Source organism: Micromonospora cynarisoli, assembly GCF_030518815.1.
Classification (GTDB): domain Bacteria; phylum Actinomycetota; class Actinomycetes; order Mycobacteriales; family Micromonosporaceae; genus Micromonospora; species Micromonospora wenchangensis.
The window spans coordinates 6,920,562-6,935,741 of sequence record NZ_CP130426.1; the positions used below are offsets into that span (position 1 = coordinate 6,920,562).

The following is a 15,180-nucleotide window of genomic DNA, read 5'->3' on the forward strand; positions in this document are numbered from 1 at the left end:
TCGTACGGTAGTTGCCAAGCGGTATGGACGTACCGGTTCGCCGCAGGTGCCACCAGGTGGACGCGGAGAGGCAGGGAGGATGCGGGTGCAACTCGAACAGGGAATCATCGCGAAGGTCACCCGGAGTGGGCAGCTGGAGCTGACCTCCGAGGACGGACTGCGATACCGGTTCGGGGCGACCGCCGCGGCCATGTGGATCGCCCTACAGCAGCAGGGCGGCTCGCCGGAGCGCGCGGCGGGTGTTCTCGCCCGGCAGTGGGCGGCCGATCCGGCGGCCACCCGGCGGGACGTCGACGTGTGGGTGGAGGACATGCTCCGCGCCGGACTGGTGCGGGTGGAGTGACGGTCGGTCGGGGTCCCACCCCTGTCGGCCCCCTGTGCCGGCCCGGCCCTCGGCGAGGGGGCGGACGCGACCCCTGTTCCGGAGGGCGGATCAGTCGTCGGTGGCCCCGGCGACCGCACCGATGATCAGCCGCAGCGCCGCTGCCAGTTCCTTGCCGGAGGGGGCTGCTTCGGGGTCGAGCAGCCGCTGCACCGTCAGCCCGGTCATCAGTGCCAGCAGGAACGAGCCGACGGCCTTGCGGGTCTCCTCGCTGACGTTCTCGCCGCCGTTCTGGATGACGAAGGCGGCCAGCGCGGGGCGGGCCCGGCTGTAGCTCTCGGCCAACTGCTCCCGCAGCACCGGCAGGTGTTCGGCCAGCGCGAACGCCTCGATCCCGGCGACCCAGAGCGGTCGGTGCGAGCCGAAGGACTCCACCAGGCCGGTCCACATCGACTCCAGCCGGTCCATCAGGTCGGGCTGGGTGCCGTCGCGCAGCACCCGGTCGATCTCGACGCCCCACTCCTCGAACGCCTGGACCAGAGCTGCGGTCAGCAAGGCTTCCTTGGAGCCGAAGTGGTAACCGATCGACGCCAGGTTGGTGTTCGAGGCGGCGACGATGTCGCGGGCGGTGGTGCGTGTGTAGCCGCGTTCGTAGAGGCAGACCCTGGCCCCTGCCAGCAGGCGTTCCCGATGACCCACGGGCGTCACCCTACTCGGAACCACCCCCTAATTCACCCGCCGGATGTATACGCTTGTATATAAGCGGTGATAGCTTTCGGCCATGGCTACAGCGCAGGCAAAGGCCGGCCGCCGCGAGTGGATCGGCCTCGCGGTTCTCGTCATGGTGACACTGATCATCAGCATGGACATGACCGTGCTGTCGTACGCCCTGCCGTTCATCACGGCGGACCTTGAGCCGACCAGCAGCCAACTCCTCTGGATCACCGACGTCTACGCCTTCGTGCTGGCCGGCCTGCTGATCCCGATGGGAACGCTGGGGGACCGGATCGGGCGCCGTCGGCTGCTGATGATCGGCGCGGCCGTGTTCGGTGCGGCATCCGTGGCCACGGCCCTCTCCACCAGTCCCGGCATGCTGATCGGGACCAGGGCGGTGATGGGTGCCGCCGGTGCGACCCTCATGCCGTCGACCATGTCGTTGATCCGCAACATGTTCCACGACGAGAACGAGCGGCGTGCCGCGATCGGGCTCTGGGCGGCCGGGTTCTCCGCTGGCGGCGTCATCGGCCTGGTGGCGGGGGGTGCCCTGCTCCAGTACTTCTCCTGGGGCACCGTCTTCGAGATCAACGTTCCGATCATGGTGCTCCTGCTGATCCTGGCCCCCCTGCTGCTCCCCGAGTTCCGCGACCCGGCGGCCGGGCGGTTCGACCTGCTCAGCACGGTGCTGGCGTTCGTCGCGGTGCTGCCGACGATCTGGGGCATCAAGCAGTTCGCCGAACATGGGGCGGACTGGCCGCCGGTGGCCGGGGTGGTCGGCGGGTTGCTCTTCCTGGCCGTCTTCGTGTGGCGGCAACGACGCCTCGCCGACCCGGTGATCGACGTCCGGCTGTTCCGTGCGCCGGCGTTCAGCGCGGCGGTCGTGATGAACGTGCTCGCCAACTTCGCGCTTGTCGGCTTCATGTTCTTCATCAGCCAGTACCTCCAACTGGTGCTCGGCCTGCGTCCGTTCACCGCCGGGCTGTGGTCGTTGCCGGCCGCCGCTGCGGCGGGCGTCGGCGCGGCGGTGCTGGCTCCGGTGTTGGCGCAGCGCTTCCGGCGGGCCTACGTCGCGGCCGGTGGCCTGCTGGTGGGTGCCGCCGGCTGCCTGGTGCTCGCCCAGGTCGGCGACGAGGCGGGTCTGACCCAGGTGGTCGTCGGTCAGGCGCTGATGACCGGTGGCGTCGCGATGGTGCTGACGTTGAGCGCCGAGCTGATCGTCTCCACCGCGCCGCCGGAGCGGGCCGGCGCCGCGGCCGGGCTCTCCGAGACCGGCAGTCAGCTCGGTGCCGCGCTCGGCGTCGCGATCCTCGGCAGCGTCGGCACGTTCGTCTACCGGCGACAGCTCTCCGGCGCGGCGCCGGACGGGGTGTCGGCGGATTCCTGGGCGACCGCCCGGGAGACCCTGGGTGGCGCGGTCGAGGAGAGCCGTACGCTCACCACCGCTGTGGGGGACACGCTGGTGGCGCTGGCGCGCGCCGCTTTCGCCGCCGAGTTGCGGACCGCCGCGGTCGTCGCGGCCGGCATCCTGGTGGTGACGGCGGTACTGGCCGCCGTGCAACTGCGCAACGTGGGCACGTCGGTGCCGGGCCAGGACACGTCGGGTGGTCAGGGCGAGCCCGCCACCCCCGCCGCTGCCGTCCGGCCGCCGGGCGACGGGTCCGCCGCCCCCGACACGGACGCCGCCACGGTCGACGCGGCACCCGTCCCGGTCGACACGCTGCCGGTCGGCACGGTCGTCGAGGGTGCCGGCCCCGCCGGTGCCGCGCCCGGCCCGGAGGTCCGCATCGGACCGTCCACGGCCGCTCCGGCCGGCGGCACCCGTCCGGCCCATCCGGTGGCCTGAGATCCGCATCCCGTTGCCGGGCTAGGGGGGCCGGGGCACCCGCGTAGGGGTTGTCCCGGCCTCCCGGGTGTTCCTACGCTCGCTTCGTCAGCGGGCACCGGTACCGCAGCGACGCTGTCGGCGTGCCGGCCGGGACACCGCTGGCCCGGGGACCTCCCGCTGTAGACGTCCCGCTGCGGGGCGCGTGCCCGCGGCGTCGATCCCCGAAGGACCAGTGATGACGGCAACGCTAGAGAACGACCTGTGGGTGCGGCGGTTCCACCCGTCGACGTCCAGCGCGATCCGGCTGGTGGCGCTGCCGCACGCCGGCGGCTCGGCCAGCTACCTGTTTCCGGTGTCCCGGGCGCTCACGCCCACCGTGGAGGTGCTGGCGATCCAGTACCCCGGCCGGCAGGACCGTCGACACGAGCCGGTGCTGGACACCGTCGCCGCGCTGGCCGACGGGGTGTTCGGCGCGCTGCGGCCGTGGCTGGACCGGCCGGTGGCGCTGTTCGGCCACAGCATGGGTGCGGTGATCGCCTACGAGGTGGGGCTGCGGTTGCAGCGGGAGACCGGCCGGCCGCCGGTACGGCTGTTCGCCTCCGGCCGCCGGGCCCCCTCCCGGGTCCGCGACGAGCGGTACGTGCACACCCGCGACGACGCCGGGGTGTTGCGGGAACTGGCCCGGCTCAGCGGGTCGGACCCGCGCGTGCTGGGCGACCCGGAGCTGCTCCCGATGATTCTTCCGGCGGTGCGCGGGGACTACAAGGCGGTGGAGACCTACCGGGCCGATCCGGAGCAGCGCCTGGACGCTCCGATCACCGTGCTCACCGGCGACGCCGACCCGATGACCACCCTGGACGAGGCGCACGACTGGCGTCGACACACCACGGGCGAGTGTGACGTGCGGGTGTATCCGGGCGGGCACTTCTACCTCAACGACCATGCGGCCGACGTGATCCGGCTGATCGCCACCGAGTTGGCGTCGCTACGACCCGGCGGGCCGACCGGCTGATCCGCGACGACGACTCAGGGGGCACCGGTAGCGCCGGTGCCCCCTGAGTCGTACCGTCATTCGGCGATCTTGGTCCGCATGGTCCAGCGGAAGACCACCACCTGTGAGGCGTCGTCGTTGCGGCCGTCGTGGTCGCCAGAACGTTCGAAGTGCTCGTAGCCGCCCAGGTAGGGCACCTTGATCCGGCCGGTGCCGGCCGGTGCGCTGCGGGCCCGGGTGGTGGCCGGCAGGCCGACCGGGCCACCCTCCAGCAGCACGTCGAAGTGGTCGTCACCGCGAACGTCGCTGAATCGCCGCGGGCTGCTCACCGATGTGAGATCGTCCACGATTTCCTCCTCGGCTGGGGGCGGAGACGCTTTCGATACCGTGTCGTACGTCACTGCCCTCGGATGGTTCCAGCCTGGCGGTAGGGAAAGCTCGCGTATACCCGGAAGCAACCCCTAACCCGCCGGTCCACCACTGGATTTCAGCCGCCGGACAACCTGTGGCCACTTTACCGACTGGCCGGTCGCATTTGCGATACCTGTGTCGATGTCGCAAGGTCGACAGGAATGCGGCAAGCTTTGAATTGCGCCCGTAATAGCTCCGTCTTCTCACCGAAACTCAATTTTTCCTCAAGAGTAAATTGCCCGTTTTAATGCTTCTGGTCCGTTCGGTGGCGGTGTGACGAGGTCGTAGTGGTCGGAGGTGGCTGAGGGCGACTTGGTGTAAATGTTCCGGTGGGAACCCTCTGTAGTGGTCCTTTTCCAGGTCAGCGACCTGCTGGGTGATCGATTCTGCGGCCATCTGTGCAGGTGGGCGCGGTGGGCTGGTTATTGGATCATGAATTTGCTACCGATTGGTAATTTCGTGGTCGACGCCGTCGACCCGACATAACGTCACGCTCGTGCGTAATATCAGTGACGAAGTATCACCGCCCCACTACCGTCTTGTACGGGTGTCTATGTATGCTGGGGTCGCCGTCGAGGCGCGGTGAAAGCCGTCATTAAATTGACCATCTTCATTGAAGGACCCGGTTTGCAGGCTGACGTGGTCAGTGGCCGGGTAGGCCTCGGCGGACCGCGTGGCATCGAGCCGAACGGTTTCGTCGGGGGCCTGTCCCGCCAGGCGACAGCGCCCCGTTCGATGCGTCACCGCTGACCTGGGGGGAGACGGGTGGAATTCGTGGAGAGAACCCGCGAGCTTGACATCTTGCGGGACCTTTACTCCGGAAGCGCCACGGGCAGGGGACGGGTCGCGCTGATCGGCGGCCCCGGTGCCACGGGCAAGACCGAGCTGTTACGGGCCTTCGCCGACCACGTCGAGACGACCGGCGGTCTGGTGCTGAGCGCCGCCTGCTCGCGGGCCGAGCGACTGCTGCCTGCCGCCGTGATGGGGCAACTGTTCCACAGCGTGCCGCTGCCGGCCGAGACGCTGGGCCGCATCGCCACGTTCGTCGAGCCTGGGGAGGCCACCACCGAGGGCGCGGTCGACATCAACGCGGTGCGGGGGATGTGCGCCGAACTGCTCGACCTCGCCCGGGAACGGCCGCTCGTCCTGCTCGTCGACGACGTCGAGTTCGCCGATGAGACCACCCTGCAGACCCTGCTCTACCTGCAACGCCGGCTCACCGCCGCGCAGCTGTTGGTGGTGCTCACCGAGTCACCCCAACCCCAACCGTTCAATCCGGAGTTCCGCGCCGAGCTCACCCGGCACGCCTGCTTCAGCAACATCCAGCTGGCCCCACTCTCGGAGGCGGGGGTCGTCGAGCTGCTGAGCGGCTGGATGGACCGGGACACCGCCGTGGCGCTCGCTCCGGCGTACCACCGGGTCAGCGGCGGTAACCCGCTGCTGCTACACGCGCTCGGCCAGGACCGGCGGGCCGCGGGGGCGCCCGACGGCACCGAGGTGGTCGTCGGCGGCCAGTTCCGCCAGGCCGTCCTGGCCTGCCTGCGGCGGTGGGACCCGGTGATCCTGGAGACGACCCACGGGTTGGCCCTGCTCGGCGACTTCGCCACCCCGGCGCTGCTGGGCCGGCTGCTGGACAGCAAGCCGGCCCGCGTCCAGTGGGTACTCGACGCGCTGGCCACGTCCGGCCTGCTGGAGGCGGGCCGGTTCCGCCATCCGGCGGCGCGGGCCGCGGTGCTGCACGACCTCGCTCCGGAGGCGCTGTCCGAGATGCACGCCCGTGCGGCCGAACTGCTGCACGCCGAGGGCGCGCCCGCCTCGGCGATCGGGGCCCACCTGCTCGCGGCCGGCGGCCTGGTCGAGCCCTGGGCGATCACCGTGCTCCAGGAGTCGGCGACCCACGCGCTCGCCGAGGACCGCGTCGACGACGCGGTGGAGGCGCTCAAACTGGCTCACGAGATGTGCGACGACGCCCCCCGTAAGGCGGCGTTGACCGCGCTGCTGGCCGACTGCCAGTGGCGGATCAATCCGGCAGCGGTGAGCCAGCACCTCCAGTCCCAGCGCGACGCGCTGCGCGCCGGGCACCTCTCCGAGCGGCACGCGGCGGCGCTGCTGCGTTACCAGCTCTGGCACGGCCACCGGGAGGACGCCCAGGAGACGCTGCGGCACCTGCGTGCGGCGCGACAGCAGTGGGACGCCACCACCGCCGCCGAGCTGGAGGGGTGCACCGAGTGGCTGCGGCTGCACTTCCCGGTCGCCTTCGCCGAACTCGACACCACCCCCGGCAGCCCGACGGCGACGGCGTCGGCCGTGACAGCGGCCCGCGCGGAAGGCCCGCTCGGGTCGGCCACCCCGTCGCTGACCGCCGTCCTCACCGACGGGGTGACCGACGACGTGATCGCCCGCGCCGAGCAGGTGCTCGGTAGCCACCTGCTGGTCGACGTCGGACTGGAATCGGCCCTGTGCGCGTTGCAGACGCTCGTCTGGGCCGACCGGATGGACCGGGCCGTGCACTGGTGTGACGTCCTCGGGGCCGAGGCCGGGGCGCGGGGTGCGACCACCTGGCACGCCATCCTGTCCGACGTGCGGTCGCACATCGCGCTACGGCAGGGCGACCTGCCGCTCAGCGAACGGTTCGCCCGTGAGGCGCTGGACGCGATGTCCCCGCACAACTGGGGTGTCGCGATCGGCTCGCCACTGTCCAACCTGCTGCTCGCCAAGATCGGCATGGACAAGCTGGACGAGGCTGAGGCACAGCTCAAGCACGTCATCCCGGATGCCATGCGGGACACCTGGTTCTGGCCGCTCTACCTGCGGGCCCGCGGCCACCTGCACCTGGCCGGCGGACGCGTGCACGCGGCCCTCGCCGACTTCGAGACGTGCGGGCAACTGGCCACCCAGTGGAGGCTGGACCTGCCCACCCTGCTGCCCTGGCGGGGCGATCTGGCCCAGGTCTACCTGCGGTCCGGTCGACCCGAACTCGCCAAGGGGCTGGTGACCGAGCAACTGTCCCGGCCCGGTGCCGAGAACGCCCGCACCAGGGGCATCTCGCTGCGGCTGCTCGGGTCGGCGCTCGACGTCAAGCAACGGGTCAACAGCCTGCGTCAGGCGGCCAACCTGCTCCAGGAGGCCGGCGACCGCTACCAGCTGTTCCTCGCCCTCGCCGCGCTCAGCAGCGCCCACTACGGGCGCGGTGAGTTCAACACCTCACGGGTGGTGGCCCGCAGCGCGATGCAGCTGGCCAAGGACATCCAGGCGCAGGCGCTGTGTCGTCGACTGCTGCCCGGTGGGGACGCCTCGGGCGGTGACGAGTCGGACGCCCCCTCCGAGCACGAGGAGATGTCCCGGCTCAGCGACGCCGAGCAGCGGGTCGCCACGTTGGCCGCGCTGGGTCACACCAACCGGGAGATCGGCAAGAAGCTGTACATCACGGTGAGCACCGTCGAGCAGCACCTGACCCGGGTCTACCGGAAGTTGAACGTCCGGCGACGCACCGAGCTGTCGCTGGGGCTGCCGATGGACGCCACCGGGGCCGGGTTGCTGGCCGTGGCACCGAGCGGGGCCGAGCGCTCCTGGGCGCACTGGGAGTCGGCGGCGGTACAGGCGAGCTGAGCTGGTGCGGAAGCCTCGAAAGCCGACCCCGAGGCGTGGGTCTAGACCCACCGCTTCGGGTCATTAGCTCCATAGAGCGCCGCCTGCCCGTTGCATAGCGTGAACGTATACCCACCGCCGTCAGGCGACGTTCTTCTGCGGGGAGCATGAGGTGAACTGGAACAAAGACAATCGGACGCCCACCAGCGGTGCCGTCGACGCGGTCCGACTGGGGGACGTGCGCAAGACATACGGGCGCGGCGAGAACCGGGTCGACGCGCTGCGCGGCGTCACCATGAGCTTCCCGCGGGGCAGCTTCACCGCCGTGATGGGGCCGTCGGGCTCCGGCAAGAGCACCTTCCTGCACTGCGCGGCCGGGCTCGACGTGCCCTCGTCCGGTTCCGTGATGCTGGACGGCAAGGAACTCAGCGGCATGAACGAGAACCAGCTCACCATCCTCCGCCGCGAGCGGGTCGGCTTCATCTTCCAGGCGTTCAACCTGATGCCGGCGCTCACCGTCGAGCAGAACGTCGGATTGCCGTTCCGGCTGGCCGGGCGTCGCCCCGACCGTTCCTCCGTGGTGGAGGTGCTGGGCCGGGTGGGGCTGGCGGAGCGACGCAAACACCTGCCGAGCGAGCTCTCCGGCGGTCAGCAGCAGCGGGTCGCGATCGCCCGGGCGCTCATCATGCGGCCGGCGGTCATCTTCGCCGACGAGCCGACCGGTGCGCTTGACACCCAGACCACCATCGAGGTGCTGCAACTGCTCCGCGAGACGGTGTCCAGCGGCGGCCAGACGATCATCATGGTGACCCACGACCCGGTCGCCGCGTCCGCCGCGCACCGGGTGCTGTTCCTCGCCGACGGCCAGTTCATCGGTGAGCTGGAGGCCCCCACCGCCGACGTGGTGGCCGAGCGGATGACCCACCTGACCGCCTGGCAGCAGAACCGGGCGACGCAGTCCGCCGGCGGGAGTGGCTTCTGATGACGTACCTCGCCTGGCGCACCCTGCGCTACCGCAGGCTCGCGTTCATCGCGACCTTCGCCGCGGTCTTCCTCGGGGTGGCGCTGATCGTCGCCTGCGGTGGCCTGATGGAGACGGGCATCCGGCTGGCGGTCCCGCCGCAGCGCCTGGCGGCGGCCGACGTCGTGGTCAGCGGCAAGCAGACCTACGGCGTGCCCAAGAAGGACCCGCAGGACACCAAGGACATCAAGTCCGTGCCGCTTGCCGAACGGTACTGGATCGACCCGACCCTGGTAAACAAGATCCAGGAGGTGCCCGGGGTCGAACGGGCGGTCGCCGAGTCGTCCTTCGTCGCCACCGTCGTCCGCAACGGGGCACCGGTGATCGTCGGCACCCAGTCGCTGGGCCACGGGTGGGAGTCGGCCCAGCTCGGGCCGTACAAGCTCGCCGGGCAGCCGCCCGCGCAGGCCGGCCAGGTCGTGTTGGACCGGGCGGTGGCCAAGCTGGCCCGGGTCAAGGTCGGTGACCGGGTCGACGTGGTGGTCGGTGGGGTGAGCTCCTCCTTCCAGGTCAGCGGCATCGCCACGCCGCCGGTCGAGACGGGCCAGACGGCGTTGTTCTTCTCCGCGGACGACGAGCGGCGACTCAATCCGCACACCGGCAGCGCCGATGCGATCGGCGTGGTGGCCAAGCCCGGCACCGACGTGGAGGCCCTGCGCGGCAAGATCGAGCGGGCCCTCGCCGACCGCAAGCTGGTGGTGCTGACCGGCGACGACCGTGGGGCGGCCGAGTTCCCCGAGGCGGTCGGCGGGCAGGCCGGGCTCATCCCGCTCGCCGGTGTGTTCGCCGGCATGACGGTCTTCGTGGCGATCTTCGTGGTCGCCAGCACCCTCGGCCTGTCGGTGCAGCAGCGGCAGAAGGAGATCGCGCTGCTGCGCTCCATCGGCGCGACGCCCCGGCAGATCCGGACGATGGTCCGCCGCGAAGCGCTGGTGGTGGCGGTCGGCGCGGCGATCCTCGGCTGCGTGCCAGGTGTGGTCCTGGGGCCGCTGCTCTTCCACATCGTTTCGAAGGCCGGGGTCATCTCGCCGGTGGTCGAGTTCCACCAGGGCTTCCTTCCCTATCTGATCGGTCCGGCCGTCGGGATCTTCGCCGCGCTGATGGCCGCCAACGTCGCCGGTCGACGTCCCTCCAAGATCCGGCCGACCGCCGGTATCGCCGAGGCCGCCCTCCAGCGCAAGTGGGTCACCTGGCCCCGGGTGGTGTTCTCGTTCCTCTTCTTCGGCGGCGGGTTCGCGCTCTTCCTGGTGACCGCGATCGCGATGAGGGGCCCGGTGGCCTCGGCGACCGCCGGACCGGCGGTGATGTGCTGGGCGATCGCCATCGCGCTGATCAGCCCGGGGCTGACCAAGCTGCTGGCCGCCATGCTCAGCGTGCCGGCGCGGGCGTTCTTCGGACTCGCCGGTTACCTCGGCACGATCAACGTGCGGACCCGCGCTGTCCGGGTCGCCTCCGCGGTCACCCCGATCATGCTGGCGGTGGGTCTGGCGCTTGCCAACTTCTACATGCAGACCACCCAGAACGAGGCCGCGGAGCGTTACTACTCCGACAATCTGCGTGCCGACGTGGTGCTCAGCTCCACCACCGGCGGATTCCCCGCCGACACGGTGGCGGCGATCCGGTCCGCGTCGGGCGTCGAGGAGGCGTCCGCGTACGTCACCAGCGCCGGTTGGATCAACAAGCCGTACGACGGGTCGCACGTCGAGTCGCCGTGGCCCCTCCAGGGGGTGAATGGGGCCAGCGCCGCAGGCATCACCGGGGTGCAGGCGAGTGCCGGCAACCTGGCCGATCTCACAGGTGACACCGTGGCGCTGCCCGAGGTCGCCGGGAAGAACCTCAACGTCGGCATCGGCGACCAGATCACCCTGCGCCTCGGTGACCGGTCGGCGGTGGACGTACGGGTGGTCGCGCTCTACCCGGCGAAGGAGGGGTACGAGACGATCATGCTCCCCGCCGAGCTGCTCGCCGCCCACAGCACCACCGGGCTGGCCCGGCAGATCCTGGTCACCGCCGAGCCCGGCACCGACCGGGACGCGCTCGCCGCCACCCTGCGCAAGCAGACCGCCGGGCAACCGGGGACCCTGATCGAGGGGCGCGACGCGATCACCACGTTCGCCGAGCGCACCAAGACCCTGGCCTGGGTCAACTACCTGCTCGTCGCGCTGGTCGCCGGCTACACCATGATCTCGGTGGCGAACACCCTGATCGTGGCGACCGCCGGTCGACGCCGGGAACTGGGCATGCAGCGGCTCGTCGGCGCCACCCGGCAACAGGCCCTGCAGATGCTCAGCGTCGAGGCCGGCATGGTCGCCATCATCGGGGTGGTCCTCGGGACCATCGCCTCCGTCGCCACCCTGATGCCGTTCAGCATCGTGGTGCTGGGACGGCCGGTCCCCTCCGGGTCGGTCCTGATCTACCTGGCCGTGGTGGCCGGCGCCGTGGGGCTCACCTTCGCCGCCACCCTGCTGCCGGGACGCCGGGCGATGCTCTCCCGGCCGGCGGAGGCCGCCATCGCCGTCGAGTGACCCGAGAAACCCAGGAGCGCCCCCGGTCGTCCGACCGGGGGCGCTCCTGCATCGACGTGGGTGAACCGGGCCGGCACACCGCCGCGGTGCCGCTCCGGGCAGGGCCCGGTCGGGTGGGTCAGGAGACGTCGGCGCGGGTGCCGTTGAGGTACGCCAGCACGGCCAGCACCCGACGGTTGCTGTCGTCCGCCGGGGTCAGGTCGAGCTTGGTGAAGATGCTGGTGGTGTATTTGGCGATCGCCCCCTGGCTGACGATGAGGCGCTGCGCGATGGCCGTATTTGAACATCCCTCGGCCATCAGCTTCAGCACCTCCCGCTCGCGTGGGGTGAGCGTGGACAGTGGCTCCCGGCGGGACCGACCGGCCAGCAGTTGGGAGATCACCTGCGGGTCCATCGCGGTGCCGCCGCCGGCCACCCGGCGGATGGCGTCGACGAACTGGTCGCTGTTGAGCACCCGGTCCTTCAGCAGGTATCCGATGCCGCCGCTGGCATCGGCGAGCAACTCTTTGGCATACAGCTGCTCGACGTGCTGGGAGAGCACGAGGATGGGCAGGCCGGGGCAGCGGCGTCGGGCCTCCAGGGCAGCCTGGATCCCCTCGTCGGTGAACGTCGGGGGAAGTCGCACGTCGATCACCGCGACCTCGGGGCGGATGGTCACCAGGGCGTCGAGCAGAGCCGGTCCGTTGTCGACCGCCGCGACGATCTCGAAGTCGTAGGACTCCAGGAGCTGGACCATCCCCTGCCTCAGAAGGAAGAGGTCCTCGGCGAGTACAACGCGCACGGCAGCTCCAGGATCGCGACGGTCGGCCCACCTTCGGGACTGCTGAGGACGAGCGTCCCGTCGAACGTAGCACAGCGTCGCTCGATGCCTCGGAGTCCGGTGCCGAGGGTGGCGTCCGCGCCGCCCTGACCGTTGTCGATCACCACCGCCCGCAGTAGACCCGCCTCGTGGCGCACGTCGATGCTGACCCGGTCGGCGTTGGCGTGCTTGACGACGTTGTTCAGCAGTTCGGACAGGGCGAAGTAGACGGCGGACTCCGCCGGGGCGGCCATCCGGCCGGGAACATCGGTGGTGACCTCGACGTCGATCGGGCTCTCCAACGCGATGGCCCGGATGGCGTCCTCCAGCCCCCGCTCGGCGAGGACCGGCGGATGGATCCCCCGGATCAGGCAGCGCAGCTCCTCCAGCGCGGTGGCGGTGGCGTTGCGCGCGTCGACCAGCAGGGTCTCGGCGGCGTCCGGATTGGTCCTCAACTGGCGGGTGGCCGCGCCGAGCTTCATGCCGATCGCGACCAGCCGCGCCTGTGCGCCGTCGTGCAGGTCCCGTTCGATCCGGCGCAGCTCGGTGGCCTGGATGTTGATCACGTCCGAACGGGTCTCGGAGAGGTGCCGCATCCGGGAGGCGATCACCGAGCGTTCACTCGGCCCTAGGAGCGACCGGGCGAAGTGCGCGTGGCCGGCCGTCACGTGCGGGGCGACGGCCGCCCAGAGCCCGAACACCGCGAGACTGACCAACGCCCCGAGCGCCGCGTGTGGCCAGGAGTCCAGCGCGGTGAAGCCGTACCAGAAGTTGACCCCCGACTCCCGCATCAGCATCCAGAACCCGGTGGAGAGCACCAGCCCCTCCACCGAGTAGACCAGCAGGGTGAGCGGCAGCAGCCCGAGGGCGAACCCGAGCAGCGTGTTGAGCAGCAGGAACAGCAGGTCTCGCCAGGTCGCCGGGTCGGTGAGAATGGACCGGCAGCGCTGCACCCAGCCGAACATCCCCGGTTCGAGCGGTGGCAGGGGAAGATAGGGCGTGGCGATCGGCACCCCGCACCGGGCGGCGACGTTGCGGCACAGCCCGGTGAGCCGGCGGACCAGCGGTGTGACCAGTGGCAGCAGCAGCACCCCGACACCGAGCAGGATGAACGCCGTGGCGAGGGTGGTGACGATGAAGAGGGCCAGGCTGAGCGCGGCGGTGGCGACGAGCACCACGCCCCGCCCGGTGGCGTGCAGGGCCCGGGTCAGTGCCCGCCCGGTGAGGCCGATGGCGACGGCGACGTCCATGTTCTCCGGCTCTCCCGGTCAGGGTAGATCGATGGTGGTGCCCGCGCTCAGGGGTGTGTCGTGGACGACGAGTTGGCGAAGTTCGGTGCCGACCGGCGTGTCGTAGACCAGCGCCCCGCTGACCGTCGCGCCGGGCTTGATGTTCTTCGTCAACCGCTGCGTGTCCGGATAGTAGAGCAGCGAGCGGGTGTCGGGTGTGTATCCCCGCCCGTCCGCGTCGACCAGCCGCTGGCTGAGCGGCCAGACGATGGTGCCCTTGGAGCCCTTGTTGACTACGTCGACGTCGACCATGCAGAACACGCCGTCCGCCTTCTGGGTCAGTGGCCAGAACCCGATCTCCCGTGATCCGCAGTGCACCCCCCGCACGGTGAACTCCAGCGATCCGTCCTGCCCGGACGCGGTGGCGGGGGTGGGGCTCGGGGTGGGCGACGGGCTCGGGGTGGGGCTCGGCGTGACGACACCCGTCGGAGTGGACGGGTCGGCCCCCGCATCCGTTGCGCCCCGCTGGTCGGCCTGGCGCAGCGCGACCACGCCCAGCAGGACGACGGCCACCACCGCCACCACCCCGGTCAGCACCGCCGGCCAGGACGGCGGCGGGCGACGTGGCGGCGTCGCGGCGACCAGGGTGGCCGGCTGGCCGGCCGCCGGGTACCACCTGGTGCCGTCGAGTTGCTCGGTGGTGGCCGCCACCGGCTCCACCGCCGACCGGATGCTCGCCGTGTCGGCGCTGCCGACCAGGATCAGCATCGCCTCCCGGGCGGTGGGACGCTGGCGGGGCTCGGTGCGCAGCGCCCGCGCGACCACCGCCGCCAGGCCGGCGGGCAGCCCGCTCAGGTCGGGCGGGCCGGCCGGGTGGACCCGGGGGTCGACCGGCAGCCGGCCGGTGGCGGCCCAGCCGACGAGGATGCCCCAGGCGTAGACGTCGGCGGGCTGGGCCGGCGGGAAACCGGCGAGACGCTCCGGGGCCAACCAGCCGGGGGTGCCGTACGAGGGGCCGGTGGTCGGGTCGAGCGCCTCGATCAGGCTCGCCAGCCCGAAGTCGATGACCTTGGGACCGAACGGGGACAGCAGGACGTTGCGGGGGGTCAGGTCGCCGTGCGCCAGTCCGGCGGCGTGGATCGCGGTGAGCCCGGCGGCCACGCCGACGGCCAGCGCCTCGGCCTGCGGGCCGGAGAGCGAGCCGTGCCGGGCCACGTGCTCGTGCAGGGACGACCCGGTCACGTACTCGGTGACGAGATAGGGGACCGGCCCCTGTGGGTCGGCGTCGAGCACCCGGGCGGTGCAGAAGTCGGCCACCCGGCCGGCGGCGGCGACCTCCCGGGCGAACCGTCGCCGGAACTCGGGCCGGGAGCGCAGCTCGTCGTGGACGACCTTGACCGCAACCGGGCCCCCGCCCGGCGCCTCGGCCAGGAAGACCACCCCCATGCCGCCCGAGCCGAGCAGGCGACGCAGCCGGTAGGGCCCGACGTGCTCCGGGTCGCCCGGCCGTAGCGGTGACCCAGGCTCGGCCACTGCGCCGCCGGTCAGCTCGCCCATGTAGACAAGTGTCCCATGTCGGGTCGAGGCACGCGCCCCCTGCGTTGTCCCCGGTGGACGCCCCGGAGGGCCCGTCGCCAGGCGTTCCGCAGGTGGGTGGGGGTAGGGGATCGCTAAGGGTTGGCACGGCCGGGGCCGGAACCTAGCGTGTGGTCGCACGCGCTCGCCGGCGCTTGATACGGTCGGCGATCCCGC

General features: G+C 71.2%; 11 protein-coding genes. 6 read left to right on the forward strand and 5 right to left on the reverse strand.

The annotated features are described in order from the left end of the window. Window positions 1–79 precede the first annotated feature (79 nt). Entirely contained in the window at window positions 80–343 is a 264-nt protein-coding gene (locus tag Q2K16_RS30340; protein ID WP_302741832.1) for a PqqD family peptide modification chaperone, read from the forward strand. 90 nt (window positions 344–433) lie between these two features. Here Q2K16_RS30340 and Q2K16_RS30345 read toward each other — a convergent pair whose 3' ends face one another. Beyond that, entirely contained in the window at window positions 434–1,021 is a 588-nt protein-coding gene (locus tag Q2K16_RS30345) for a TetR/AcrR family transcriptional regulator (protein WP_302741833.1), read from the reverse strand. Window positions 1,022–1,103: 82 nt separating this feature from the next. On the opposite strand from Q2K16_RS30345, the gene Q2K16_RS30350 reads away from it, so the two are divergent. After that, entirely contained in the window at window positions 1,104–2,882 is a 1,779-nt protein-coding gene (locus Q2K16_RS30350; RefSeq protein ID WP_302741834.1) for an MFS transporter, read from the forward strand. A gap of 217 nt (window positions 2,883–3,099) precedes the next feature. After that, window positions 3,100–3,876, forward strand: a complete 777-nt coding sequence (locus Q2K16_RS30355; RefSeq protein WP_302741835.1) for a thioesterase II family protein — start codon at window positions 3,100–3,102, stop codon at window positions 3,874–3,876. A 56-nt stretch (window positions 3,877–3,932) separates the two neighbouring features. Here Q2K16_RS30355 and Q2K16_RS30360 read toward each other — a convergent pair whose 3' ends face one another. Next, window positions 3,933–4,202 (reverse strand): DUF5988 family protein, encoded by a 270-nt coding sequence (locus Q2K16_RS30360; RefSeq protein WP_302741837.1) that lies wholly within the window; start codon window positions 4,200–4,202, stop codon window positions 3,933–3,935. An 829-nt stretch (window positions 4,203–5,031) separates the two neighbouring features. On the opposite strand from Q2K16_RS30360, the gene Q2K16_RS30365 reads away from it, so the two are divergent. From Q2K16_RS30365 to Q2K16_RS30375, 3 genes are all read left to right on the forward strand, one after another. Continuing rightward, window positions 5,032–7,875 (forward strand): helix-turn-helix transcriptional regulator, encoded by a 2,844-nt coding sequence (locus Q2K16_RS30365; protein ID WP_368052525.1) that lies wholly within the window; start codon window positions 5,032–5,034, stop codon window positions 7,873–7,875. Window positions 7,876–8,026: 151 nt separating this feature from the next. Continuing rightward, window positions 8,027–8,836 carry an ABC transporter ATP-binding protein gene (locus tag Q2K16_RS30370; RefSeq protein ID WP_302741839.1) on the forward strand — a complete coding sequence of 270 codons (810 nt, stop codon included), beginning with the start codon at window positions 8,027–8,029 and terminating at the stop codon, window positions 8,834–8,836. Further along, the gene (locus Q2K16_RS30375; protein WP_302741840.1) at window positions 8,836–11,400 is read left to right on the forward strand and encodes an FtsX-like permease family protein; all 2,565 of its coding nucleotides are present in this window, start codon (window positions 8,836–8,838) and stop codon (window positions 11,398–11,400) included. The genes Q2K16_RS30370 and Q2K16_RS30375 overlap by 1 nt, the downstream gene beginning before the upstream one ends. A 118-nt stretch (window positions 11,401–11,518) precedes the next feature. Here the strand turns inward: Q2K16_RS30375 and Q2K16_RS30380 are convergent, their stop codons facing one another. The 3 genes from Q2K16_RS30380 to Q2K16_RS30390 are packed head-to-tail and all read right to left on the reverse strand — an operon-like array spanning window position 11,519 to window position 14,985. Next, window positions 11,519–12,181, reverse strand: coding sequence for a response regulator (locus Q2K16_RS30380; RefSeq protein WP_302741841.1), 663 nt, complete (start codon window positions 12,179–12,181; stop codon window positions 11,519–11,521). Further along, the gene (locus tag Q2K16_RS30385; protein ID WP_302741842.1) at window positions 12,145–13,449 is read right to left on the reverse strand and encodes a sensor histidine kinase; all 1,305 of its coding nucleotides are present in this window, start codon (window positions 13,447–13,449) and stop codon (window positions 12,145–12,147) included. The genes Q2K16_RS30380 and Q2K16_RS30385 overlap by 37 nt, the downstream gene beginning before the upstream one ends. A gap of 18 nt (window positions 13,450–13,467) precedes the next feature. After that, window positions 13,468–14,985 carry a serine/threonine-protein kinase gene (locus Q2K16_RS30390; RefSeq protein WP_302741844.1) on the reverse strand — a complete coding sequence of 506 codons (1,518 nt, stop codon included), beginning with the start codon at window positions 14,983–14,985 and terminating at the stop codon, window positions 13,468–13,470. Between the last annotated feature and the right edge of the window lie 195 nt (window positions 14,986–15,180).

Coding starts and splice junctions, on each gene's coding strand:
- Q2K16_RS30340 (WP_302741832.1), top strand. CDS start 80: ATGCGGGTGCAACTCGAACAGGGAATCATCGCGAAGGTCACCCGGAGT.
- Q2K16_RS30350 (WP_302741834.1), top strand. CDS start 1,104: ATGGCTACAGCGCAGGCAAAGGCCGGCCGCCGCGAGTGGATCGGCCTC.
- Q2K16_RS30355 (WP_302741835.1), top strand. CDS start 3,100: ATGACGGCAACGCTAGAGAACGACCTGTGGGTGCGGCGGTTCCACCCG.
- Q2K16_RS30375 (WP_302741840.1), top strand. CDS start 8,836: ATGACGTACCTCGCCTGGCGCACCCTGCGCTACCGCAGGCTCGCGTTC.
- Q2K16_RS30385 (WP_302741842.1), bottom strand. CDS start 13,449: ATGGACGTCGCCGTCGCCATCGGCCTCACCGGGCGGGCACTGACCCGG.
- Q2K16_RS30390 (WP_302741844.1), bottom strand. CDS start 14,985: ATGGGCGAGCTGACCGGCGGCGCAGTGGCCGAGCCTGGGTCACCGCTA.